The organism is Pectobacterium aquaticum, assembly GCF_003382565.3.
GTDB lineage: Bacteria > Pseudomonadota > Gammaproteobacteria > Enterobacterales > Enterobacteriaceae > Pectobacterium > Pectobacterium aquaticum.
In genome coordinates this window covers 2,418,057-2,442,566 of sequence record NZ_CP086253.1, presented here as the reverse complement: position 1 = coordinate 2,442,566, position 24,510 = coordinate 2,418,057, and the positions used below count along the sequence as shown (strand labels likewise).

General features: G+C 50.3%; 27 protein-coding genes. 13 read left to right on the top strand and 14 right to left on the bottom strand.

The features are described 5' to 3' along the window. Positions 1 to 214 precede the first annotated feature (214 nt). Both DMB82_RS11320 and pabB read right to left on the bottom strand, forming a co-directional pair. On the bottom strand, positions 215 to 808 hold the full coding sequence (locus DMB82_RS11320; protein WP_102117566.1) for a CoA pyrophosphatase: 594 nt from the start codon (positions 806 to 808) through the stop codon (positions 215 to 217). Further along, positions 805 to 2,247 (bottom strand): aminodeoxychorismate synthase component 1, encoded by a 1,443-nt coding sequence (gene pabB / locus DMB82_RS11315; RefSeq protein WP_116162296.1) that lies wholly within the window; start codon positions 2,245 to 2,247, stop codon positions 805 to 807. Before pabB ends, DMB82_RS11320 begins: the two co-directional genes overlap by 4 nt. A 143-nt stretch (positions 2,248 to 2,390) precedes the next feature. On the opposite strand from pabB, the gene DMB82_RS11310 reads away from it, so the two are divergent. Further along, the gene (locus DMB82_RS11310; RefSeq protein WP_102117568.1) at positions 2,391 to 2,630 is read left to right on the top strand and encodes a YoaH family protein; all 240 of its coding nucleotides are present in this window, start codon (positions 2,391 to 2,393) and stop codon (positions 2,628 to 2,630) included. Positions 2,631 to 2,668: 38 nt separating this feature from the next. On the opposite strand, the gene DMB82_RS11305 is transcribed toward DMB82_RS11310, so the two are convergent. Next, on the bottom strand, positions 2,669 to 3,013 hold the full coding sequence (locus DMB82_RS11305; RefSeq protein ID WP_102117569.1) for a RidA family protein: 345 nt from the start codon (positions 3,011 to 3,013) through the stop codon (positions 2,669 to 2,671). A 349-nt stretch (positions 3,014 to 3,362) separates the two neighbouring features. Between DMB82_RS11305 and DMB82_RS11300 the strand changes: the two genes are divergently transcribed. From DMB82_RS11300 to rnd, 5 genes are all read left to right on the top strand, one after another. Beyond that, the gene (locus tag DMB82_RS11300; RefSeq protein ID WP_478212265.1) at positions 3,363 to 5,282 is read left to right on the top strand and encodes a DNA repair helicase YoaA; all 1,920 of its coding nucleotides are present in this window, start codon (positions 3,363 to 3,365) and stop codon (positions 5,280 to 5,282) included. Positions 5,283 to 5,398: 116 nt separating this feature from the next. Further along, positions 5,399 to 6,100 (top strand): tRNA (adenosine(37)-N6)-threonylcarbamoyltransferase complex dimerization subunit type 1 TsaB, encoded by a 702-nt coding sequence (gene tsaB / locus DMB82_RS11295; RefSeq protein WP_116162292.1) that lies wholly within the window; start codon positions 5,399 to 5,401, stop codon positions 6,098 to 6,100. A gap of 111 nt (positions 6,101 to 6,211) precedes the next feature. Next, the gene (locus tag DMB82_RS11290) at positions 6,212 to 6,814 is read left to right on the top strand and encodes a Slp family lipoprotein (protein ID WP_276530364.1); all 603 of its coding nucleotides are present in this window, start codon (positions 6,212 to 6,214) and stop codon (positions 6,812 to 6,814) included. A gap of 338 nt (positions 6,815 to 7,152) precedes the next feature. Then, positions 7,153 to 8,838 carry a long-chain-fatty-acid--CoA ligase FadD gene (gene fadD, locus DMB82_RS11285; RefSeq protein ID WP_125176087.1) on the top strand — a complete coding sequence of 562 codons (1,686 nt, stop codon included), beginning with the start codon at positions 7,153 to 7,155 and terminating at the stop codon, positions 8,836 to 8,838. Positions 8,839 to 8,979: 141 nt separating this feature from the next. Beyond that, a complete protein-coding gene (rnd, locus tag DMB82_RS11280) occupies positions 8,980 to 10,104 on the top strand; it encodes a ribonuclease D (protein WP_102117574.1) in 1,125 nt (374 codons plus the stop codon). 220 nt (positions 10,105 to 10,324) lie between these two features. Here the strand turns inward: rnd and minE are convergent, their stop codons facing one another. Genes minE through minC form a run of 3 tightly spaced genes read right to left on the bottom strand, consistent with a single transcriptional unit; the run spans position 10,325 to position 12,117 of the window. Next, positions 10,325 to 10,594, bottom strand: coding sequence for a cell division topological specificity factor MinE (gene minE / locus DMB82_RS11275; protein WP_005968801.1), 270 nt, complete (start codon positions 10,592 to 10,594; stop codon positions 10,325 to 10,327). Between the two features lie 3 nt (positions 10,595 to 10,597). Next, on the bottom strand, positions 10,598 to 11,410 hold the full coding sequence (minD, locus tag DMB82_RS11270; protein ID WP_102117575.1) for a septum site-determining protein MinD: 813 nt from the start codon (positions 11,408 to 11,410) through the stop codon (positions 10,598 to 10,600). Positions 11,411 to 11,430: 20 nt separating this feature from the next. After that, positions 11,431 to 12,117 (bottom strand): septum site-determining protein MinC, encoded by a 687-nt coding sequence (minC, locus tag DMB82_RS11265; protein WP_102117576.1) that lies wholly within the window; start codon positions 12,115 to 12,117, stop codon positions 11,431 to 11,433. Positions 12,118 to 12,253: 136 nt separating this feature from the next. Between minC and DMB82_RS11260 the strand changes: the two genes are divergently transcribed. The 6 genes from DMB82_RS11260 (at position 12,254) to DMB82_RS11235 (ending at position 15,436) form a co-directional block, all read left to right on the top strand. Then, positions 12,254 to 12,511: a YcgL domain-containing protein gene (locus DMB82_RS11260; RefSeq protein WP_102117577.1), complete on the top strand. Its 258-nt coding sequence runs from the start codon at positions 12,254 to 12,256 to the stop codon at positions 12,509 to 12,511. Between the two features lie 343 nt (positions 12,512 to 12,854). Further along, a complete protein-coding gene (locus tag DMB82_RS11255; protein ID WP_010295272.1) occupies positions 12,855 to 13,511 on the top strand; it encodes a fumarylacetoacetate hydrolase family protein in 657 nt (218 codons plus the stop codon). 117 nt (positions 13,512 to 13,628) lie between these two features. Then, entirely contained in the window at positions 13,629 to 14,075 is a 447-nt protein-coding gene (locus DMB82_RS11250; RefSeq protein ID WP_116155820.1) for a YcgN family cysteine cluster protein, read from the top strand. A gap of 86 nt (positions 14,076 to 14,161) precedes the next feature. Next, positions 14,162 to 14,365, top strand: a complete 204-nt coding sequence (locus DMB82_RS11245) for a hypothetical protein (RefSeq protein ID WP_080726787.1) — start codon at positions 14,162 to 14,164, stop codon at positions 14,363 to 14,365. Between the two features lie 60 nt (positions 14,366 to 14,425). Beyond that, a complete protein-coding gene (locus DMB82_RS11240; RefSeq protein ID WP_116155821.1) occupies positions 14,426 to 15,028 on the top strand; it encodes a hypothetical protein in 603 nt (200 codons plus the stop codon). Positions 15,029 to 15,238: 210 nt separating this feature from the next. After that, entirely contained in the window at positions 15,239 to 15,436 is a 198-nt protein-coding gene (locus DMB82_RS11235) for a DNA polymerase III subunit theta (RefSeq protein ID WP_102117674.1), read from the top strand. 343 nt (positions 15,437 to 15,779) lie between these two features. On the opposite strand, the gene dsbB is transcribed toward DMB82_RS11235, so the two are convergent. Continuing rightward, on the bottom strand, positions 15,780 to 16,310 hold the full coding sequence (gene dsbB, locus DMB82_RS11230; protein ID WP_116162286.1) for a disulfide bond formation protein DsbB: 531 nt from the start codon (positions 16,308 to 16,310) through the stop codon (positions 15,780 to 15,782). A 194-nt stretch (positions 16,311 to 16,504) separates the two neighbouring features. Then, entirely contained in the window at positions 16,505 to 18,085 is a 1,581-nt protein-coding gene (gene nhaB, locus DMB82_RS11225) for a sodium/proton antiporter NhaB (protein WP_102117581.1), read from the bottom strand. 230 nt (positions 18,086 to 18,315) lie between these two features. Here nhaB and fadR point away from each other — a divergent pair, with 230 nt between their 5' ends. Beyond that, a complete protein-coding gene (fadR, locus tag DMB82_RS11220; protein WP_102117582.1) occupies positions 18,316 to 19,035 on the top strand; it encodes a fatty acid metabolism transcriptional regulator FadR in 720 nt (239 codons plus the stop codon). Positions 19,036 to 19,132: 97 nt separating this feature from the next. Here the strand turns inward: fadR and DMB82_RS11215 are convergent, their stop codons facing one another. The 6 genes from DMB82_RS11215 to DMB82_RS11190 all read right to left on the bottom strand — a co-directional run bounded on the left by DMB82_RS11215 (position 19,133) and on the right by DMB82_RS11190 (position 24,503). Continuing rightward, positions 19,133 to 20,674: a SpoVR family protein gene (locus DMB82_RS11215; RefSeq protein ID WP_116162350.1), complete on the bottom strand. Its 1,542-nt coding sequence runs from the start codon at positions 20,672 to 20,674 to the stop codon at positions 19,133 to 19,135. 257 nt (positions 20,675 to 20,931) lie between these two features. Next, the gene (locus DMB82_RS11210; protein WP_116162348.1) at positions 20,932 to 21,831 is read right to left on the bottom strand and encodes a tagatose-bisphosphate aldolase; all 900 of its coding nucleotides are present in this window, start codon (positions 21,829 to 21,831) and stop codon (positions 20,932 to 20,934) included. 37 nt (positions 21,832 to 21,868) lie between these two features. Next, entirely contained in the window at positions 21,869 to 22,402 is a 534-nt protein-coding gene (locus DMB82_RS11205) for a P-loop nucleotide/nucleoside kinase family protein (RefSeq protein ID WP_102117583.1), read from the bottom strand. Next, positions 22,399 to 22,836, bottom strand: a complete 438-nt coding sequence (locus tag DMB82_RS11200) for a PTS sugar transporter subunit IIA (protein ID WP_116162284.1) — start codon at positions 22,834 to 22,836, stop codon at positions 22,399 to 22,401. Before DMB82_RS11200 ends, DMB82_RS11205 begins: the two co-directional genes overlap by 4 nt. Positions 22,837 to 22,842: 6 nt before the next feature. Continuing rightward, positions 22,843 to 23,121, bottom strand: a complete 279-nt coding sequence (locus tag DMB82_RS11195; protein WP_010295260.1) for a hypothetical protein — start codon at positions 23,119 to 23,121, stop codon at positions 22,843 to 22,845. 44 nt (positions 23,122 to 23,165) lie between these two features. Further along, on the bottom strand, positions 23,166 to 24,503 hold the full coding sequence (locus tag DMB82_RS11190) for a PTS sugar transporter subunit IIC (protein ID WP_014915314.1): 1,338 nt from the start codon (positions 24,501 to 24,503) through the stop codon (positions 23,166 to 23,168). Between the last annotated feature and the right edge of the window lie 7 nt (positions 24,504 to 24,510).

The window sequence follows — 24,510 nt, the reverse complement described above, 5'->3', positions numbered from 1 at the left end:
GCGCTATTGTAGTGTGGAATATGTCGTATGGTTTTCTTTTTCGCATGAAATAAACTTATGTCATCACATAATTTAACTTATCCTAAATACGATCTAAGTCATTGTAAATGATATAAGCGGATGCTTTTTAATCGTAAAATCCTCGTTTTAAATAAGGATATTTAGTGAAAGAAAAGAAGTGGTGAGCTAAAAGCCGCTGAACGCGGCCTTGAGCCTAGGGCCTGTCGGAAATCTGTAAGGCGAGCTGGTGGATGATAGCGGCAGTCAGCCCCCAAACAAATTGTTGCTGATACCAAGAGAGATAAACCCTGTGCTGCTGCTGTTTGTACTTAATATCCAGCGGGTAATAGCGTGTTAACGCAAAAGCCTCATCCAGTGGCATTTCAAACAGCTCGGCGACTTCAGCTTCATTGGGATGAAAGCGCGTATGTGCGTCTATCAGTCCGACGACAGGCGTGACTTGAAAACCGCTGGCACTATCCAACGGTGGGAGAACGCCCAAAACCTTTACATTTTCCGGTGGGATAGCCACTTCTTCCTGTGCTTCACGCAGCGCCGTTTCGATGATTGAGCGATCCGTATTGTCTGCTACACCGCCGGGGAATGCGACTTGTCCAGCATGTTTACGGAGATAAGCAGAACGTCGGGTCAATAACAGCGTGGGGGTAGAGTGACAAATAATCGGCACCAGAACCGCAGCCTGACGCAACTGGTGCACAGGCCGCAGCGATGGCGGAAGCTGTAACTGAAAGCGCGTAATAAAGTCGTTCAGCGCAAAAGCCGTTGGTGGCAAGGCGATCTCACTCATTTATTCGGTACCTGAATTGTCTGGGATCCATCCAGCAGTGGAAGGATGCGACCCACTTTATCAAACGTTTCCTGATATTCAGCCTGTTCCTGACTGTCGGCGACGATGCCGCCGCCCGCACAGCAGTAAATTCTGCCGCGTTCGGTGAGTAACGTCCTGATGGTGATATTAGTATCCATAGTGCCGCACAGGCTGATGTAGCCGACGCTGCCGCAGTAGGCATTGCGGCGCTGGGGTTCCAGTTCTTCAATAATCTGCATGGCGCGGATTTTGGGTGCGCCGGTAATTGAGCCGCCGGGGAAACAGGCGCGTAATAGCGTGGTTGCAGGGCAATCATCCGGTAGCTGTGCTTCAATGGTGCTGACCAGATGGTGCACGGCGGGGAAAGGTTCGACGACGAACAGTTCCGGCACGCGGACGCTGCCCGGTACCGCGACGCGACCGATGTCGTTACGCAGAAGATCGACAATCATCAGGTTTTCTGAGCGATCTTTTTCCGAATTAGCGAGCCGCACCGCCTGTTGTTTATCGGCATTCGGGTGGGCGAGACGCGGCAGTGTGCCTTTAATCGGGCGCGTTTGAATGCGGTGATTTTCCAGCCAGAGAAAACGTTCCGGCGATACACTGATGACGGCATTTTCCGGCAGGCGCAGAAAAGCGGAAAAGGGCGCTTTATTGCCCGCTGACAATCGTAAAAATGCCTGCCATTCATCACCATCGTAAGTCGCGGAAAAACGCTGTGCCAGATTGACCTGATAGCAGTCTCCCGCCAAAAGGTAGTCCTGTATTTTGCGGAATTTTTCGCCGTACGCCTCGCGTGACATATTCGGCTGCCAACTACTGGTAAGGCTGAAATCGGCTTTTGGGGCGTTAACGGGCGGAGTCGCTAGCCCGTCGAGCTTTGCCTGAAGGGAATGATGTACGATCAGCGTTAACGTCTGCCGATGGTGGTCGGCAACCAGCGCCCAGTCGTATAGACCCACCGCCATATCCGGCAAATCGATATCTTGCTCGGCCTGTGCGGGCAGCGTTTCAATCTGACGCCCCAGATCATAGCCGAACAGGCCAAGTGCGCCCCCCTGAAAAGGGAAATCAGGATGTGTTTCCGCGGGCAACGCGAGTGAATCAAGCTGCTCTTGCAATAAGGTAAACGGATCGCCTTCTACGGTATTCGTGACGCCGTCACGTATGATTTCCGTTTTGCCTCCGCGTGTGCAAAGCGTAACTCGCGGGTCAGCGACCATAATATCGAAGCGATTATGCGGATGATCGGCAAACCCGGAATGCAGCAACATCGCCCACGGCTGTTGGGAAAAGGGCGCAAAGCGATCGAGCAGCACCGTCGGGTAGTAAGGCAGCGCGTGATAGATAACGGCGGAGCCCGTTGCGGTGGTTGAATCGCTTGCGTTAGGTACGTGAGTCGTATTGGCGGCAGTCATGTTTTTCGTGTTGTGTTCACTGTGTGGTTGTGTCGATAGCGTGTCGATTTTACTGACCACAGCGTACCACAAAGCGGAAATGCTGGTGTATGCCGAAGCGGGCGTGCGATGATACAGGCGAATTTACCAACTAGGAAAATATCATGATTGCAGGTATGCCCGCGCTGACGCACAAGCAGCAACAAGATGCCGTAGAGCGTATTCAGGAACTCATGTCTGAGGGCATGAGCAGCGGCCAGGCGATAGCACTGGTTGCTGCGGAGATCCGTCAGAATCATCAAGGTGACACCGTCGCGATGATGTTTGACGAAGAGGATGACGAATTTAATGACAGCGACGAAGAGCACGATTTTGACGATGGGGAAGAAGAGGAAGAGCAGTAACCACCTTTCTTCCTCTTCAGATTATCTAAGACGATAGCTTATATTGCCGCAATCGCTTTGATTTCGACTTTGAATTTCGGGTGCATCAGCTTAGCCTGCACGGTGCAGCGCACAGGCGCGCTGCCTGGCACGACCCAGGCATCCCACGCGGCGTTCATTGCAGAAAAATCATCCGCATCGACGAGAAAAATCGTCACGTCCAACAGTTTGCTCTTATCCGTTCCCGCCTGTTTCAGAATCGCATCTAACGCGGCCAGCGCGTTTTCCGTTTGCGCCTGTGCGTCATCATCCAGATTTTCTGGCACGCTGGTGTAATAGAGCGTGTTGTTGTGGATGACGGCGTCTGACCAGCGGGCTTCAGGATTCATTCGTGTGATTGCCATGAGGTGGGGGGTCTCCATTGTGAGGATAATTAAAAATGGTGGGAATAGTTAAAATAATGACATCAATACCAGCCGCCAAGCCTAACACAGCAGGTTGCGGCACGCTTTCCTGATTTAAGGTGGTAGCGTCGGGTGACTCTTGGCATAATCAGCGCGATATTTTGCCACGACCTGAAACGGTTAGCGGCTTACAAATTTACTCTAAATAATTCAAGTTTCAGGACGGCGGCAAGCGAGGGAATCCCGATGAGCTTACTCAGGTAAGTGATTCGGGTGATCGAGCGCAGCCAACGCACACGCAACTTGAAGTATGACGAGTAAAAGCATTCCCTTGAACAAGAGAGCAGGCGTGACGAACGATCGTGTAATTGATGATTTTGCTAATGACGGCGTGCTGGCCAAAGCGATCACCGGCTTCAAGCCGCGTGAACCACAGCGGCAGATGGCGCAGGCCGTCATGCGGGCCATCGACGATAAAACAGCGCTAGTGGTGGAAGCGGGAACCGGAACTGGTAAAACCTATGCCTACCTTGCGCCCGCCCTGCGTTCAGATAAAAAAGTCATCATTTCAACCGGTTCGAAAGCGCTACAGGATCAGCTCTATAGCCGCGATTTACCGACGATCGCGCAAGCGCTGAAGTACAAAGGCAAAGTAGCGCTGCTGAAAGGTCGCTCGAACTACCTCTGTCTGGAACGGCTTGAACAGCAATCGCTCGGCGGCGGTGATTTACCCGGTGAAACGCTGAGCGAGCTGGTTCGGCTGCGTGGCTGGTCGTCGGAAACGACGGAAGGCGATGTCACGACCTGTTCAGGCGTGGCAGAAGACAGCGCGATCTGGCCGTTAGTGACCAGCACCAACGATAACTGTCTGGGCAGCGACTGTCCGCACTATAAAGAGTGCTTCGTGGTGAAAGCGCGGCGTAAAGCGATGGATGCCGACATCGTGGTGGTCAACCATCATCTCTATCTGGCCGATATGGTGGTGAAGGAGAGCGGTTTTGCCGAGCTGATCCCAGAAAGTGACGTCGTCATTTTCGATGAAGCCCACCAGATTCCCGATATCGCCAGCCAATATTTTGGCCAGCAGCTTTCCAGCCGCCAACTGCTGGATCTGGCGAAAGACATCATCATTGCTTACCGCACCGAAGTGCGTGACGCTTCTCAATTGCAAAAAAGTGCCGATCGCCTGACGCAGAGTACGCAGGATTTTCGGCTGGCGCTCGGCGATCCGGGGTTTCGCGGTAATCTGCGTGATGTACTCGAACAGCCGTCGCTTCAGCGTGCGTTGGTGCTGCTGGATGATGCGCTGGAGCTGTGTTACGACGTCGCGAAACTGTCGCTCGGGCGTTCAGCGTTGCTGGATGCCGCTTTTGAGCGCGCCACGCTCTATCGCAACCGCCTGAAACGGCTGAAAGACGTGCAGTTACCGGGTTACAGCTACTGGTATGAATGTAATTCACGTCATTTCGTGTTGGCGCTGACGCCGCTGTCCGTCTCCGATCGCTTTCGTGAACTGATAAAAGAGAAGCCTGCGGCCTGGGTGTTTACCTCCGCGACCCTGTCTGTTAACGATCAACTTTTCCACTTCACCGATAGGCTGGGGCTGGATAACGCGAACACGCTCCTGTTACCCAGCCCGTTTGATTATGCCAATCAGGCGCTGCTCTGCGTCCCCCGCAATTTGCCGGAAACCAATCGTCCCGGTGCGGCGAAAAGGCTGGCGGCGATGCTGCGGCCGTTGATTGAGGCGAATCAGGGACGCTGCTTTATGCTGTGTACCTCGCATCAGATGATGCGCGATTTGGCAGCCGAATTCCGCGCCACGCTGACGCTACCGGTGCTGTTACAGGGTGAAACTGGCAAGGCGCAATTGCTGTCGCAGTTTGTGGCGGCAGGTAATGCCTTGCTGGTGGCGACCAGTAGCTTCTGGGAAGGCGTGGATGTGCGTGGCGATACGCTCTCCTGCGTCATTATCGATAAACTGCCATTTACCTCGCCGGACGATCCGCTGCTGAAGGCGCGTATTGAAGACTGCCGCCTGCGTGGCGGCGAGCCTTTCGACGATGTGCAGGTTCCTGATGCGGTGATTACCCTGAAGCAAGGCGTGGGCCGCCTCATCCGTGACGTTGAGGATCGCGGTGTGATTGTGATTTGCGATAATCGACTGGTGATGCGTCCGTATGGTGCCGTGTTCCTTAACAGCCTGCCGCCGACGCCGCGTACTCGCGATATTGAGCAGGCGATTACTTTCCTGACGAGTAACACATAATTCCCAACTGGTGATTGCTGCATGGTTCTGACTGGTGGTGGGAAGGGCTGCGGCACGACAGGGGCTTATGCTATGATACGGTCCATTAAGATTTATTTATCCTGCCTGAGGTTGGCATGTCTACGCGAATTCTAGCGCTTGATACCGCAACGGAAGCCTGTTCCGTCGCGCTCTGGAATGAAGGTGAAATTCATTCTCTGTTCGAAATTTGTCCCCGTGAACACACACAACGTATTCTGCCGATGGTTCAGCAGGTGTTGGCCGACAGCGGCCTGACGCTCAAGGATCTTGATGCGCTGGCCTTTGGTCAGGGACCGGGAAGTTTTACCGGCGTGCGAATTGGCATCGGTATTGCCCAAGGGCTGGCGCTGGGAGCGGATTTACCGCTGCTTGGCATCTCGTCACTGGCGACGATGGCACAGGGAGCTTTCCGTCTAACGCAGGCAACGCAGGTGCTGGCGGCCATTGATGCGCGGATGGGTGAAGTGTACTGGGGCTGCTATCAGCGTAACGCTGACGGTAGCTGGCAGGGCGAGTCTGAGGAGGCCGTATTGCAACCTGAACAGGTGCAGGTGTTAACTGCCGCGCTGTCAGGTGAATGGGCCACGGTAGGCACCGGATGGGAAACCTATCCTGAACTGGTCAGCCATTCCTCACTGGTATTAGCGAAGGGTGACGTGCTGCTGCCGCAGGCGCAGGACATGCTGCCGTTGGCCTGTCAGCTCTGGCAGGCAGGAAAAGCGGTCAGCGTTGAAAATGCGCAACCGCGCTACCTGCGTAATGAAGTGACCTGGAAGAAATTGCCCGGACGCGAGTAGTCCGAATGCCTGTCAGGCTTGAAGTATGACGTGTATAAACAGCAACTTATTTGATGCTAAGCAGTCTAACTATCAGATATCTGAGACGGAGATTGTGTCATGGTTGTGCACATGAAAAAAATGCGTATAAATCAGAAAAAAACACGCTTCTGTATAGTGGTTGCGACAGCGCTGCTGCTTTCTGGCTGTGTCACGGTGCCGGATGCCATTAAAGGCACGTCGCCAACGCCGCAGGACGATTTGGTGCGTGTGATGAATGCGCCGCAGATTTATATCGGTCAGGAATCACGTTTTGGCGGACGGGTGGTTAGCATCCGCAATGAAGCGAATAAAACGCGGTTGGAAATTGCCAGCATGCCGCTGGATAGCGGCGCGAAACCGCTGCTGGATATGCCGTCAGAAGGGCGCTTTATCGCCTATGTGAATCGCTTTCTGGAACCTGTCGATTTTAAAGATCAACTGGTCACCGTTGTCGGGCCAATTGTCGGCACCGAACAGGGCGCTATTGGTGATAAACCCTATCGTTATGTTGTGATCGACGCGCAAGGCTACAAACGCTGGAATGTCGTACAGCGTCTGATAACACCACCCGGCGGCTATGGCTATGGCCCGTGGGGATGGCGAGCAGGTTACGGCTACGGCTGGGGCTCAGGGTGGGGATTTGACGGCAGTTGGCCTGGTCCGGCACGGATTGAGAATGTCGTGACAGAATAAGAGTAGGGCTATTTTACTTGTCATTTTGAACCTGGGCAGTGCTCAAAATCCTCACGTACTACGTGTACGCTCCGGTTTTTCCGCGCTGTCCGTGTCCAAACTGACTGCGCCAATAACGCCCTATGGGGTAGATTCTAAAATTATTTAGTTCGGTGTGAAGAAATCAGGCGACGCAGGTTGCCTGATTTTTTTTGAATAAAGAATAAATTAGTGATCGTTCTCGCAACCTGAACATTGTTTGTTCGTTAACTGGTAGGTCGGGTTAAAATAATGTTAATAACGATAAGCCTCTGAGGGTGACAACGATGCCACTAAAAAAATATCTCGGGAGTGACGTCTTGGAAAAAATTTGGTTATCACGCTATCCGGCGGATGTGCCGGCGGAAATCGATCCGGATCGCTATTCGTCGTTGATTGACATGTTTGAAAATGGCGTGAAGCGCTATGCCGATCGGCCCGCGTTCGTCAACATGGGTGAAGTGATGACGTTTCGCAAGTTGGAAGAGCGGAGCCGAGCATTTGCGGCCTATTTGCAAAATCAGCTTAAATTGCAGAAAGGCGATCGCGTAGCATTGATGATGCCCAATTTGCTGCAATATCCCGTTGCGCTATTTGGCGTGTTGCGTGCGGGTATGGTGGTTGTCAACGTTAACCCACTGTATACGCCGCGTGAGCTGGAACATCAGCTAAAAGACAGCGGCGCCAGTACGATTGTTATCGTATCTAACTTTGCGCATACGTTGGAAAAAATTGTCCATAACACGGCAGTGAAGCACGTCATCCTGACCCGCATGGGTGACCAGCTCTCTACGGCAAAAGGGACGTTGGTCAACTTCGTGGTGAAGTACATTAAGCGGCTGGTGCCTAAATACCATCTGCCGGATGCGATATCATTTCGTCGTGTTTTGCAGGAAGGGCGCCGCCAGCAGTATATTCGTCCCGATATGATCAACTCCGATTTGGCATTTCTGCAATATACCGGCGGTACCACGGGCGTCGCTAAAGGCGCCATGCTCACACACCGCAATATGTTGGCGAATCTTGAGCAGTGTAAAGGCGCATACGGTGCTGTTTTGCGTGAAGGAACTGAACTGGTAGTGACCGCACTCCCGCTGTATCACATCTATGCGTTGATGGTGAATGGGCTGCTGTTCTTTGAACTCGGTGGGAAGAATCTCCTGATTACTAACCCCCGCGATATTCCAGCGGTGGTGAAAGAGCTGAAACAGTATCCATTTACCGCAATCACTGGCGTGAATACGTTATTTAACGCGTTGCTCAACAATAAAGAATTCCACGAATTGGATTTTTCGGCACTGCGGCTGTCCGCGGGAGGCGGCGCGTCAGTACAGCAGTCGGTGGCCGAGCGCTGGGAAAAATTGACCGGTAAACATCTGCTCGAAGGCTACGGGTTGACAGAGAGTTCTCCGGTCGTATCGGGCAACCCGTACGATCTGAAGCATTACAGCGGCAGTATTGGGCTACCGATGCCATCAACGGATGTCAGAATCATTGATGATAATGGTAACGACGCAGGTCCGGGGGAATCCGGTGAGCTGTGGGTGCGTGGGCCGCAGGTGATGTTAGGGTACTGGCAGCAGCCTGCCGCTACGGATGAAGTGTTAAAAGATGGCTGGCTGGCAACGGGTGATATTGTCACGTCCGATGATGAGGGATTCCTGCGAGTCATCGACCGTAAGAAAGACATGATTCTGGTTTCCGGCTTTAACGTCTATCCGACCGAAATTGAAGATGTGATCAGCCGTCATCCCAACGTGTCTGAATCCGCGGTGGTTGGGGTGGAGAATGAGGTCTCCGGTGAAGCAGTCAAAGCCTTTGTCGTCAGACGCGACAACGCGTTAACGAAAGAGGAACTCATTACTCACTGCCGACGTAACCTTACTGGCTACAAAGTGCCTAAAGAGATCGAATTCTGCGACGATTTGCCGAAATCTAACGTGGGGAAAATTCTGCGGCGCGAGTTACGCGGTGAGAAAACGGCAAAGAAAGATGCTGCCGCCTGACGATTTTCTACGAAAAACGACTGCCAGAGAGAGGCAGGACGCGATATGATGTTTTCACGCCGGTTTATCCGGCGTTCTTTTTTACGGCGATACGGATTTGACCCAGAACCGTAAAGTAAAAACAACCAAGAGAATGACGTTTTGAATTATCAGTTGATCACTTCCGACATTGGGTTACAACAGGTTTGCACCCAGGCGCGACGCTTTCCGCAGGTGGCATTGGACACGGAGTTCGTCAGAACCCGCACGTATTATCCGCAATTAGGGTTGATTCAATTGTATGACGGCGAACAGCTTTCACTCATCGACCCGCTAACGATTACCGACTGGGCACCCTTTCAGGCGTTACTGCGTGACGAACAGGTCACTAAATTCCTGCATGCGAGCAGTGAAGATCTGGAAGTGTTTCTCAATGCGTTTGGAACACTGCCTACGCCTTTCATCGATACACAGATTCTGGCCGCATTTTTAGGTAAGCCGCTCTCGTATGGTTTTGCTGCGCTAGTGGCCGACTACATGGGCGTGACGCTGGATAAAAGTGAGTCGAGAACGGACTGGCTTGCACGTCCGCTGAGCGAAAAACAGTGTGATTACGCTGCTGCCGATGTGTTCTATTTGTTGCCGATGGCCATTCAACTGGTGGCTGATACGCAAGCAGCAGGGTGGATGAACGCGGCGCTGGATGAATGTCTCCTGCTGTGTCAGCGTAAACAGGATATCCTGGCACCTGCGCTGGCCTATCGCGAATTTGGCAACGCCTGGCAACTGCGTGGCCGGAATCTGGCTTGCCTTCAGCGTCTGGCCGAGTGGCGTTTGCGTAAAGCTCGTGAGCGAGACAGCGCGGTGAATTTTGTCGTTCGTGAAGAGAATCTGTTGCAGGTGGCGCGTTGTCTGCCGACGTCGCTGGGTGAACTGAGTTCGCTGGGGCTGAGCGGCCCTGAAATCCGCTACCACGGCAAAACACTGCTGGACTGTGTTGCACAGACGGACGGTATTGCTGATGCGGATTGCCCACCGCCGGTGAATAATTTGATCGACTATCCCAGCTATAAAAAAGTGTTTAAAGATATTAAAGCACTGGTGCAGCGTGTGAGCGAACAGAGTGGATTATCCGCCGAGCTATTGGCCTCACGTCGCCAAATTAATCGTCTGCTGAATTGGCACTGGAAATTAAGCGGGCAAGATACGGGAATGCCGGAAATGTTGTCTGGCTGGCGCGGCCAGTTATATGGTGATGAACTGCGTGAAATTGTGCAAGATTATTAATCATCGGTAAATACGTCTTATCAATACGCCTTATTTGCTGTGATGAAGCAATCATGAGAAAAGCAGCAAATAGGGTGATAAGAATACGGTGAAAAAATACAACAAGAAACAAAATACTGGCTGAATATACAGTTTATTGCGAAATGAAATGCACTTAATTTGATGTAAGACGGGAATAGATATCCCCTGCGTAAAAGCAGGGGATACTACAGCAGAAAAATCATTTAGGCGTTTCTTCCGCTTCCGGTAAGGTAACGTTCAACTCAAGCACGGAAATATCATCTCCTTTTTGCTCAAGCTGAACGGTCACCATCTCAGGATCAATCTGTACATATCGACAGATAACCTCAAGAATATCTCGCTTTAATTGCGGCAGATAATGGGGTTCGCTATCTCCCCGGCGTCGCTCCGCGACAATAATTTGCAGCCGTTCCTTGGCAATATTGGCTGTCGTTTTTTTGCGGGACAGAAAGAAGTCCAGTAAAGCCATAATTTATCCCCCAAAAAGTCGTTTAAGGAAACCCTTCTTCTCTTCTTCAACAAAACGGAAAGGACGCTCTTCGCCAAGCAGACGTTCAACGGTGTCTGCGTAAGCCTTACCAGCATCGGCTTCAGTATCGAGAATCACGGGTTCACCTTGGTTAGAAGCACGGAGTACGGATTGGTCTTCTGGAATTACGCCAACCAGCGGGATCCGCAGGATATCAAGAACGTCTTCCATACTCAGCATATCGCCACGGCTCACCCGACCTGGGTTGTAGCGCGTCAATAGCAAATGCTCTTTGATTGGATCTTCAGAACGCTCGGCACGACGTGATTTAGAAGACAGAATACCCAGAATACGGTCGGAGTCGCGAACAGAAGAGACTTCCGGGTTGGTGGTGATAATCGCTTCATCTGCGAAATAGAGTGCCATCAACGCACCGGTTTCAATCCCCGCGGGTGAATCACACACGATAAAATCGAATTCCATCTCACCCAGATCGTTGAGCACTTTCTCTACGCCTTCATGCGTTAACGCATCTTTATCACGTGTTTGTGATGCTGGCAGAATGTAGAGATTATCGGTTCTCTTATCTTTGATCAGTGCCTGATTCAGCGTGGCATCACCTTGAATAACATTGACAAAGTCATACACTACGCGACGCTCGCATCCCATGATCAGGTCGAGGTTACGCAGACCAATGTCAAAATCGATGACAACCGTTTTTTTTCCTTTCTGGGCTAAACCGGTAGCAATGGCTGCGCTTGATGTGGTCTTGCCAACGCCCCCTTTACCCGATGTAACAACAATGATGCGTGCCATAAATGTTTCCTTGGGAGATTCTAGTCTAGAGGTTTTATCGTTAAAACATTGTCCAGCTGGTTCAGATTAATCCGTGCTGGCTGCCCAAAATACGGTTCAGGAATTTGGTCGCTTAGCCAGTAACGGCCAGCAATTGAGACCAGTTCTGCGGCCAGATGCGTACAGAATATCTGGCTATGAACATCGCCAGAAACGCCTGCGAGGGCTCGGCCGCGCATCATGCCATAAATATGAATATTGCCATCGGCAATCACCTCAGCACCCGCGCTCACGCTGCTTATGACGATTAAGTCACAGTTCCGAGCGTAAATTTGTTGGCCGGATCGAACGGGGGTGTTGATGACTTTCGTTTTCACTGCGGCAGGAACGGCGGCGACGGGCTCGACGACCCGGCGTTGTACTTTACCTTCGCTCAGAAGGGGAAGCCCTGCCTGCACAATAGTTTTCTTTAATACGTCGTCGGTGCATCCGCTGACGCCAACGACATGCAGGCCGGTTGATGAAATCGCCTGCTGTAATTTTATCCAGTCGGTTTCCGCTGTTAATGCAGCAACATTAATGACAACGGGGGCATTTTTCAGGAAAGCAGGCGCTTGCTCTATTTTTTCCTGTAGTGCCTGGTAAATTACCTCGGGTTGGGAATCATGCAAATGAACAACCGATAAGGTAAAGCTGCTGCCTTTTAGCTCTATTGGCGTTTGTGACATCTATCCTGACTCAGTTTCAGCATCTTTTAATCCCTAGAGTAACATTTAAGGCATGATATTCCAGAGCGCTGTAAGCATGTTATAGTCACAATTATATACAGGCAAGATGGCATTCCCATCAAATAGAGTAAAAAAAATGTTTTGTGTGATCTATCGAAGTGCTAAACGCGATCAGACCTATCTTTATGTTGAAAAAAAAGACGATTTCTCACGCGTGCCAGAAGAATTAATGAGAAGTTTTGGCACGCCGCACTTGTCCATGCTTTTACCGCTGGATGGGCGTAAAAAACTGGCGAATGCCGATATAGAAAAAGTGAAATTTGCGCTACAGGAGCAGGGTTTTTATCTGCAAGTTCCTCCACCGGTCGAGAGCTTATTAACCACGCCGGTATAAATGTAAAAAAATAATACCAAAGTGCATTTTCAGATAAAGCCGAAAACATAATTTGGCGTGGAATATCTCAGCCATTTGCAGGATATTCCGCGCGATAAATATTCATCTTTTGAACTTTATCCCGCCACAATTTAATTGATTCGATTTTTTGATGGGATAGGACTTCGTTTCTCCCTCATCGGATCCCCTGCCTTGCTCGCCTGAAATCTATTGGGGTAACCCCCGTTACGATGATATAACGATGGTTTTGCACCATCGTGTTCTTATATAGCTGTTTTCCTTTTGGCCGTGTTCTGTGCCACGAAAGCAGCGATAATCCAACAGACAGGGCAGGAGAATACCCATGTATCAACACAGAGACTGGCAGGGCGCGCTGCTTGATTTTCCAGTAAATAAAGTCGTTTGCGTAGGAAGTAACTACTCAGAACACATCAAAGAAATGGGAAATGCGACCCCGAGCGAGCCCGTTTTATTCATCAAGCCTGAAACCGCACTGTGTGACTTACGCCAGCCCGTTGCCATTCCCAAAAATCTGGGTTCGGTTCACCACGAAGTTGAGCTGGCTGTACTGATCGGTACGCCGTTAAAGCAGGCGAATGAAGAACGCGTCGCTCGGGCGATTGCGGGCTATGGTGTGGCACTGGATCTGACGCTGCGTGATTTGCAGTCCGACTTTAAAAAGGCGGGGCAACCGTGGGAGAAAGCCAAAGCGTTCGATGGTTCTTGCCCGATCTCCGGTTTCATTCCGGTTGCCGAGTTTGGCGATCCGCAGCAAACCGATCTGGGTGTAAAAGTGAATGATGAAGTGCGCCAGCAGGGCAACACGCGTGATATGATTACGCCGATTCTGCCGCTGATTGCTTACATGAGCCGTTTCTTTACGCTGCGCGCGGGCGATATTATTTTAACGGGTACGCCAAAAGGGGTCGGTCCGATCCTGTCTGGCGATATGCTGACGATTACGGTCAATGACCGGACGTTAAGTACGCGTATTATCTAACGCCTCTGGCTGCCCGTGTTGAAGACGGGCAGCAACATTTCCCCGCTGCGCCTGCCAGAATCACGCATCTTTATTTACAACGCTATCGATTTAACAACTAAGGTAACGGGAAGAGACATGACTGAACGCCCTTTTTGGCAGCAAAAAACGTTGTCTGAGATGTCTGACGATGAATGGGAGTCGCTGTGCGATGGCTGCGGTCAGTGCTGTTTGCATAAATTGATTGATGAGGATACGGAGGAGATCTACTTTACTAACGTCGCCTGTAATCAACTGAATATTAAAAGCTGCCAGTGTCGTAACTATGAGAAACGCTTCGAGTACGAGCCGGACTGCATTAAGCTGACGCGTGAAAACCTGCTGACGTTTAACTGGCTACCCGCGACCTGTGCTTATCGCCTGATTCATGAACGTGAAGATTTACCGCAGTGGCACCCGCTGGTCTGCGGTAATAAAACGGCCATGCACCGTGAGCGCATCTCCGTGCGTCATATCGCCGTGCGTGAGAGTGAGGTGGTGGACTGGCAGGACCATATCCTGAATAAGCCGGAATGGGCGCGATAGTGTTTGATTACTCACTAATAGAATAAAAAAGATGCGAATTCTTTATCATTTGATAAACTTGTGACAGGTTTAAAAGGAGTTGAAAAATGAGCAATGTATATCGCATGCCAACTCTCAGCCCTGAAGAAATTCGCAATATTTCCAGATCCGCAGTTGCGGATGTGGCAGCACAACGAATAACTTCATCAGCTAATTCTGTTGTAAAAAGTGGTTCAACAGGTGCTGTATTATCTCAGGCTCAGGGACGTGAAATATTCAAGGATGCCTTTAACAAGGTACGAAAAGGGTAACTTCGTCATTTCACATGGACTTCGCCCCTTATTGGGGCGTTTTTGTTTTCAGGAAGAAAAATGTCTCAGCAACCAAAGAGATGGGTGTTTTCAGAACTTGTAAAAGACCCCAATGATCCAGAACAGCTTATTGCCTATGCCATGTATAAAGGTGATAAAGACGAACTTGCGGTTAAATCTCGGCAGGAGCTTGGGCTCAGTGAAGCTCAGATAGAAAAAGAGCTGCAACAGTTTCATGACCACATTGTTATATCCCCCGGTCGTTTGCAGTCTTACCGTGACAAAGCTCAGGCTATGGTTGATGAGCTGACAACGAGAGTAAGTAATCGAGTCGATCTTTCTTACGCCGATCGCATTAAAAAACTTGAACAGGACATTTGGTTAAAATGGGGTGAGCGCGCTTCAGATTATAGCGATCATCTACAAAAGCCAGGCTTCGGGAAAAAAGTGGGCCGCTGGCTGGTTTCTGGCGTTCCAGGTCTTCTGGCAACCGTGGTGACGACGGTCATAATTGTTGGCGGCTTTGCGCTACTTAGCGATGAACCTACTGCAGTAGCACGAAAAGGAATTGATAAAGCGCTCGATACAATGTTGCCCCGGCATGGTGTTGATCTTCCTTTAGGCGATGAGCCGTCAGCCAATAAGTCTGAATCCAAATTGTAAAATAATGACTTTCGTCACACAGTTTGACTGAAATACTTATTTATTGTTTTTTCTAAGCATTTTTTCTCATCGTGTGTAGAAATGTATTAGGAAGCAATAAGTTTTACTGGTTTCTGATGAGCTACAGAAGGAATAGCAAGTGTTTCCGCTATGCAATCGCCAGCGTGTTGTATAATTTTAGAGCCACGTAACCAGCAGGAGGGAGAGCATGTGATTAACTTTGAGAAAATTATTCTTGAGTACAGTGAGCAGTATACCGATTTTGCGGCTTCCACTATCGCTTTTATGGAAAGTCAGGCAAAAAAGATCGATGCAGATGAAATATCACGAAGAATCCCGCAGGAAAAAAGGCCTTTTTTTAACGAAAGATTAGGCCATTATCGCGATATCTACAGACCACAGCCGTGAGAGGTGGCACAAGCCTGTAAGCGTAGAAACAGTTACCAAAAGCCCGACTTTCGTCGGGCTTTTCGGTCTATACCCGTCATACTTCAAGTTGCATGTGCGTTGGCTACGCTACTCGGCACACTTGCGTGTGCCTCGCCCCTTTGGGGCCGCTGCAAGCAGCGTTCAAACCAGCCTCCGGCTGGTTTGTCAGTCACCCGAATCACTTACCTGAGTAAGCTCATCGGGATTTCTTCACTTGCCGCGTTACAAGGCTTATAAATAAGCCTCGCCCTAACGGGCCAACGCCTTGCGTTGTTCAAACGTTTACGTTTGTCCTGAAACTCGAATTATTTAGGGTATATGATCAGCGGCTGAAGAGGTCGCGACGCTTAGGTCGGAAAGGCTGAGCGATTAAGACCAGCACTGCAACCAACAGATAAGCGGCGAAGATGCCAAGCAGCCATTGTGGCATTTCCATGGAAAGGAATTCCCACTGACGTACTGAGCAATCACCTGTCGCATTGAAAATGGCCGGAAGCCATTTGTCCAAAGGCAGCCATGACGGGAAGCTGACAAAGAAATCACAGGTGGTAAACGGCGACGGATTTAACAAAATATCCGTGTGTTTCCATGCCAGTCGGACCCCTTCGTAAGAACTGTATATCCATAGCGCGATGGCTGGGTAACGCAACGCCGTTGATGGCGCGATAGCACCAACAATACCTGCCGCGAACACGCCCCACAGCGCACAGCGCTGATAGATACACAGCACGCACGGTTTTAATAACATCACATGCTGAAAATAGAGCGCGGTCAATTCCAGCACTAAAGCAGTAAACGCTAGCAGCAGCCACGCACCACGCCCGCGTGAGCAACGATTAAGAAATCGCAACATAAAAATATTCCATGCTAAACATGATTAAAGCAGCAGTGTAAACCGTTCTGACTTCACTGCCATCATTTCACTGTGCAAAACGTAACGATATGTTTATTTGATGCTTTTCTGTCATTCTGCGGCGGCGAAAAGGGTATTGATAACATCATCAAGGCCGAAATTGTCGCTGCCGCGATTACTATACACGATCGTGATTATGAGTGACTGCCCGATATGGTCAAATCTGGCAAAGAAATCCAGTGATTATTTATCAAAAAGTCAGTAAACGGTACCAGCGTGAACTCAATACAAAACAACCCGACCAGCGTCATCACAATCGTGTAGGGCAGCGCCATCACCACCATGCGTCCGTAAGATAAACGAATCAGTGGTGCCAGGGAGGATGTCAGCAAGAACAGAAACGCGGCTTGCCCATTCGGTGTTGCGACAGAAGGCAGATTGGTGCCGGTATTGATTGCCACGGCGAGCAACTCGAACTGAGAAAGCGATATATGGCCGTTCTCAAAGGCACTGCGCGCTTCGTTAATGTAAACCGAACCAACGAAGACATTATCCGATATCGATGAGAGCAGGCCGTTGAACAGATAAAACTGCGTCAGTTGCGCACTTTCAGAAGATTGCAGGACGTAATGGATAATCGGTGAAAATAGGTGCTGATCGATAATGACGGCGACGATGGCAAAGAAAACTGTCAGCAATGCGGTAAACGGCATGGCATCCTGAAACGCTTTACCAATCGCATGTTCTTCAGTCACGCCGCAGAACGTCGTCGCCATAATAATTACAGAAAGGCCAATTAACCCGACCTCAGCTAGATGAAACGCCAGCGCGATGATGAGCCAGATGCCAATCACCGCCTGCACGAGTAAACGCGTTTTATCCTGCGGCGTGCGCTTTTCTGTCATGTCCCGATCGTAATCTTCAAGCACGCGACGCACGTTGTCTGGCAGAACTACGCCATAGCCGAAGAGTTTAAAACGCTCAACCAGCACGCAGGTCAGGATACCGCAAATAAACACCGGGACGGTCACGGGTGACATGTGCAGGAAGAAGCTGACGAAATCCCAGCCGGCGCTTTTCGCGATAATCAGGTTCTGAGGTTCGCCAACCATCGTCATCACGCCGCCCAATGCCGTACCGACACCAGCGTGCATGAGCAGACTGCGCAAGAATGCCCGGAATTGTTCCAACGTACGATGATGCTCCTCGCTGCTTAGCGTGCTGTCATCGCTGATATCGGCCTCGTCTTCACCCTGTTGGGAAGCGAAGCGGTGATAAATACCATAAAACCCGATAGCGACGCTGATAACAACGGCAATCACGGTCAGCGCATCAAGGAACGCGGAAAGAAAGGCAGCGGCGATACAGAACGCAAGCGAAAGCAGCGTCTTGGAATGGATGCGCAGCAACAATTTGGTAAACACAAAGAGCAGCAGTTGCTTCATGAAGTAGATGCCTGCCACCATAAACACCAGCAGCATGAGGACTTCAATATTCCCCGTGACCTCATGCCAGACCTGCTGCGGGCTGGTCATACCGATGAGGATGGCCTGTAGTGCTAGCAGGCCGCCAGGCTGTAGCGGGTAACACTTCAGCGCCATGCCTAGCGTAAAAATAAACTCCACAACGAGTAACCAACCGGCCCAAAACGGGCTGACAAAATAGAACAGCAGCGGATTAATCAGCAAAAAGCAAAAAATAGTCAGTTTGTACCAGTCTGGCGCGTATCCCAGGAAATTTTTTAACAGCGCGCGGTGAAGGGGCATGCCGATCATAATGGAAGAGGAATCCTTATTCGTTAGAATAGTTTGATGGTTTTTATCATATCGTAAAAACTTTACAAACGGGCAGAAGTCTACTGTTTTACGCCGCGAGAGAGCGGTTTGCAGTCACAATTTTTCATTGAAAGGGTTCGGTGCCCGAGTGCGGCGCTATATCATGATTCTTTCGTCTGGTATTATGACTTAGCTTTTTTCGGCAATCACCGCTACGGATTATCAAACACATGGTTATAAAGGCGCAAAGTCCGGCTGGATTCGCGGAAGAATACATTATCGAAAGTATATGGAATAACCGCTTTCCTCCTGGCTCTATTTTGCCCGCGGAAAGAGAGCTTTCCGAACTGATTGGCGTGACCCGTACGACCCTGCGTGAAGTCCTTCAGCGCCTGGCCCGCGATGGCTGGCTGACGATACAGCACGGGAAACCCACAAAGATTAACAATTTTTGGGAAACCTCCGGGCTCAATATTCTGGAAACGCTGGCGCGACTCGATCACGATAGCGTGCCGCAACTGATCGATAACCTGCTGGCCGTGCGCACCAACATCGCTGCTATTTTTATTCGGACGGCGTTACGCCATAACCCGGAAAAAGTGCGTGAGGTATTAACTCAGGCAAGTGCGGTAGACGATAGCGCAGAAGCTTTTGCGCAGCTTGACTACAACGTGTTCCGTGGTTTGGCCTTTGCCTCTGGCAATCCGATTTATGGTCTGATCCTGAACGGCCTGAAAGGGCTGTATATTCGCGTAGGGCGTTATTATTTTTCCAATCCGGAAGCCCGCAAGCTGGCGGTGGATTTTTACGGTCGGTTGGAAGCGTTGCGTAGCGAAGAGCGCTACGATCAGGTGATGGATGTCGTCAGACATTACGGTAAAGAAAGCGGAGCGATCTGGCACAGTATGCAGAGTGCTATCCCGCGGGATATCGCAGAAGTACGCCGCTAAGGCTCATACCGCAGTTTCATTGTGAAAAGGGGATTCAGGTTGTTGCCTGAATCCCCTTTGTCTTTGGTCGTGTCGCTGACCTGCGAACCGAGTTCCGTTATGTGGATGTAGTCCCGTTACGCGGCGGGCAGCGTTCAATCAATTCGATGCTGCCATCCGTGTTAGCCTGCTCCAGATAGACGTCAAATCCCCACAGGCGGTGGACGTGCTTCAACACTTCCTGGCTACTTTTATCCAGCGGTGCGCGATTATGCGGAACATAGCGCAGCGTCAGCGCCCGATTACCGCGCAAATCCACGTTCCAGACCTGAATGTTCGGTTCCAGATGGCTCAGGTTGTACTGGGCGGAGAGCTCTTGTCGGATCAAACGATAGCCTTCTTCGTCGTGAATCGCGGCAATTTCCAGATAATTATTGCGATCGTCGTCCAGAACCGTAAACAGCCGGAAATCACGCATCAATTTCGGCGACAGGAACTGGCTGATGAAACTCTCGTCCTTGAAGTTCTGCATCGCAAAATGCAGCGTATCGAGCCAGTCTTTACCCGCGATATCGGGGAACCAGTAGCGGTCTTCGTCGGTCGGTGACTGACAAATACGTTTGATGTCCTGAAACATCGCGAAGCCCAGCGCATACGGGTTAATCCCGTTGTAGTAAGGGCTATTGTACGGCGGCTGATAGATCACATTGGTATGGCTATGCAGGAACTCCAGCATGAAGCGCTCGGTGACCCGACCTTCATCATAGAGATGGTTCAGAATGGTGTAGTGCCAGAACGTGGCCCAGCCTTCATTCATCACCTGAGTCTGCTTCTGCGGATAGAAATACTGGCTGACTTTCCGCACGATACGCAGAACTTCACGCTGCCAGGGCTCCAGCAGCGGCGCATTTTTCTCCATAAAATAGAGCAGGTTTTCCTGTGGCTCTTGAGGAAAACGTCTGGCTTGTTCTGGTGCGGCACCCTGTTCGCGACGCGGTAATGTTTTCCAGAGATCGTTAACCTGACTTTGCAGGTAGGCCTCACGGCTTTTCTGGCGGGACTTTTCCTCTTCGAGCGAAATCTTCTGCGGACGCTTATAGCGGTCAACGCCGTAATTCATCAGCGCATGGCAGGAATCTAACAGGCGTTCCACCTCGTCCACGCCATAACGCTCTTCGCATTGCGCGATATACTGCCGGGCAAACAGCAGGTAATCGACGATGGAGCTGGCATCGGTCCAACTGCGGAACAGGTAGTTACCTTTGAAGAATGAGTTGTGCCCGTAGCAGGCATGCGCCATCACCAGCGCCTGCATTGGCAGCGTGTTTTCTTCCATCAAATACGCGATACAGGGATCGGAGTTAATGACGATTTCGTATGCCAGCCCCTGCTGCCCGTGTTTGTAACGCTGTTCGGTTTCGATAAATTTCTTCCCGAACGACCAGTGGGCATAGTTGATCGGCATGCCTATGCTGGAATAGGCGTCCATCATTTGTTCTGAAGTGATGACTTCAATCTGATGAGGATAGGTCGCCAGACGGTACAGCTTCGCCACCCGATCAATCTCATCAAGGTAAACCTGCAATAACTCAAACGTCCAGTCCGGTCCATCACTCAGGCGAAGTGTTTTTTTTACCTGATTATCCGTCGATATAGCCATCAGCGCGCCCCCTAACATAACAAGTCTGTACGTGAGATCTCGTTTACTGCCTTCCCGCTGGCTCCTGTCAAAAAATCATCGTTGTTCATTTAGTTATAGCTGAGCTTTGGCAACGCGGCAATTGACGAATTGAGCGTGTTTGATGGAAAAAGGTCGCTGAGAAGAGAAAAAAGAAATCGGTATTACGCTGTTTATTGATAGGGAAATGCTGATAGGGAAATGCGCTCTCCCAGAGAGAGCGCGAAATGCCACCTGAACTAGCGGTGTTGATACCGTTTTAACAGCGCCTGAATATCGTTGAGACGGGAAACGGCAATCGTAGACAGCTTCTCTTTAGATACGTTGCGATCGAGCGAGATGCAATCCTTCCACAGAGAGCGTCCGGCAATCACGCCAGAGGCGCCATTTTTCAACGCGCTCTCTACCTGAGGGAGAAAGGTGGCGTGATCGACGCCGGCAGACAGGACGGCCCAGGGAATGTCGCCGCAGAGTGCAGTCACGCGTGCACAGGCCTCATCCGATCCAGGATAAGGAATCTTCAAGACTTTTGCGCCTTGCTCGATACAAGCCTGGCAGCCTGCCGGAATGAGTTCGGGCAAGAGGCGGGTATAGGCGTCGCGAGATTCATTTTCCAGAGGGTAGGTCAGAAACTCAACGACAAGCAGTAAATCTTCCTGTGCAAAGTCCTGAATCACGGTACGGAGTGTGGCAAGGTTACGGGTATTGGCGTCAGGTCTATCTGGGCGAAGGTAGATCATGATTTTTCCGCCGGTGGCACCCCATTCACGCACTTTACGTGCCGTTACGCCTTCAACCATTGTGGAGATGCGGTAGCCTTCTGGCGTTGTTTCCCACCCTGACGCGTCAAGCCCGATGAGCAGGCCGGTATCGCGGGGCAAAATCTTTTCGTCTATAAGACCCGGTATGGCGCAGATCGGATCAACCAGTACACAGCCTGCCTCAGCCGCCAGATAGCGAGTGATGTCATATTTTGTTTTTCCTAATGTTTCATTGGTAATCGCGGCCTGTGCTTCTGATGTCGGTGCTAATAATGTTCGCATACCGCCACGTTGATCGCAGGCAATAACCATCATAGCGCCTGTTGAGTTACAAATTAATTGATACCCTCGGTGTTCAGCTGTTGTCATGGTGTTCATAATCATTACCCTCATAAAAAGCAATATAAATAAGCGATTAATCTAGGTGTGTTTTGATCCATTGAATTAATTCCTGATGATTAATTTCCTTATCCTGATCAACCGTGTAACATTTCCCCATACCCATCGGCTGCGCCTGATGCGCGAGTGAAATTAATTCCGGCAGATACTCGTTGCCGGGATGGCCTTTTATTCTTTCATTAGCTCTGGCTTGATATCGCGCCGCTACCCGATCGGATGAGATGGCATTCCATATTTCAATCGTATGGTTGATGCCACACGAGGCCAGGTAGTCCTGTAATACGGATCTTTCGCGAAAACCGAACCAAGCATCAAGAATCAGAATGCTATTTTCAGGAGCTTGTCTAACGATATTAAACATGGCCTGATAGGCGGCGACTCCCAGTTTTCTGTTTAACGTTCTATCAATGGCATCGCAGAACTGCATCATGAACGGCTCTTTTATTTCATCAAGGCTTAACCGAGGGAAACTCAATTCATCCGCAATAATACGTGCTACCGTGCTTTTCCCTGATGCGGGAATACCATTTACTAAAATAAGCTTTTTCATAATACTCCGACAATATCATCTGCCGTAGTGGCATTTCGAATACGAGAGAGCATGTCGTCCTTTTCTAATAGATTGACGATTGAGGCGATACCTTCCGTAATATGCGCATCACTGTTAATGCCGCCGAACATAATTAAAATATCCACCGGTTCACTGCCCTGAATAGAGAGCGGCGTCTGTAACGTCAGTAAACTAAAACAATTCTCCCGAACGCCACATTCAGGGCGTGCATGGGGAATAGCGATGCCTTCATCAAATACATAATAAGGGCCGAATTCCTTCGTGTTTTCTATCACCGCGATAGGATAGTGCTTTGTGATACATTCTGCGCGAATTAACGGTTGCGCGGCGCAATAAATAGCGTCTTCCCATGTCTCACATATTACGCCGAGTTGAATGCAATCATGCTGCAAAAGGAAATTTTTTATGCTCATAAATCCTCATATATTTTTCCGAATGGTATTTCTGAGTTCATCTATCTGAATAAAAATACGATCAACGCGCTCCCGATAGTCAGGATGAGAAGAAAATAGTTGAATGGCCTGATTGTATTTAATCATTAGCATTTTTTGCGTTTCACTATGACCCGGATCTTGTGCTAACCGAGATTCAAGCTCTGCTAATTCTTCCTCAATTTCCCTGACGCGATTGTCATCCGTATTATCGCGATGGTCGGAAGAGGGACCAGGGGATAAAAAGCGTTTGAGTAGAGAAAACATAGTGACTCCTTAAGCTATTTGCATAATGACGACAGGCCAATACGCTATTGCGAGAGTTTTCGGTTCGCAATAAAAGCAATGAAGGCAACGAACGCGACAAAGGCGGCGACAAATAACCAATCTTGCTGGAAGGCATGTCCTAATATCAGGCCGGTGCCGATGACATCGGAATCACTGAAGGTGACGCCAGTAAATCCGAAGACTTCCAGTAATGGCACCAGAATAGCGGGCAAGAGCGTAATAAAAAGACCATGAACCACGCCGCCGATGACTGCGCCACGCCGTCCTCCCATGGCGTTACCGAAAATACCGGCTGTGCCGCCCGCAAAGAAGTTGGTCAGTAAACCTGGCAAAATCATCGCCAATCCAAACATTGGGAAGATCAGCATTCCCAGAATGGAACCGACGGTGGTGGCGAGGAAGCCCACAATCACGGCGTTGGGCGCATAGGGGAAGAGCACCGGGCAATCCAACGCGGGTTTGGCGTTAGGAACCAGCCGCATGGCGATACCTCGAAATGCGGGAACCAGCTCATTAAGCAGCAGACGGACACCGCTGTAGAGAACGAAAACGCCTGCGACAAACTGCATGGACTGCATGAAGGAATACATCAGATAATTGACGCCGTTGGCGTACTGCGCGATGTAGGTCGGTCCCGCTGCCACGGCAGGGATGAGGTACATCGGCACCATGACGACGGCCATCGACAGGTAGGTATCCTGCAGGAATTTGAAATTATCAGGCAGCGTTAAATCTTCCGTGGATTTGGAGTTTTTACCGACTAACCGCGCGACGGCGGCCTGAACCAGATACCCGATGGTACAAAAATGCCCCAGTGCAACATCATCGGAATTCGTGATTTTACGGACAATCGGCTGCGCCAGCGCGGGCATCAGCACGGCCATAATGCCGCCAAATATGCCTCCGGTTAAGATCAGTGTCGCGCCGGTCAAGCCTGATTTATAGCCGATCACGGTGCCGATGGTTGCCATCCACAGCAGAGCCTGTCCCGTTAGGAAGATATATTTAAAGGGAGTAATGCGTGCAATAAGGATGTTAACGGCAAAGATCACCATGAGCGTCAACGCGACTTCTGACCCAAGTTCGCGGTTGGCCAACCCGGCGATGGCGGCGACATCGGTGATGTAGCCTTTCATGCCAAAGCCTTGGGTAAATATGTTGTTCAAATAAGTCAGGGTATCAACGATGATGTTAATCCCTGCCATCATGATGAGGAAACCCAGCAGCGTCTTGAAGGTTCCCTCTGCAATTTTTCCTACTGACTTCTTCTGTAAAATCAATCCGATCATGGCGATCAGTGCGATGAGTATGGATGCCTGGCCTAATAAATCTTTCACAATGAAATTGATAACGGTGTTCATTTTTCAC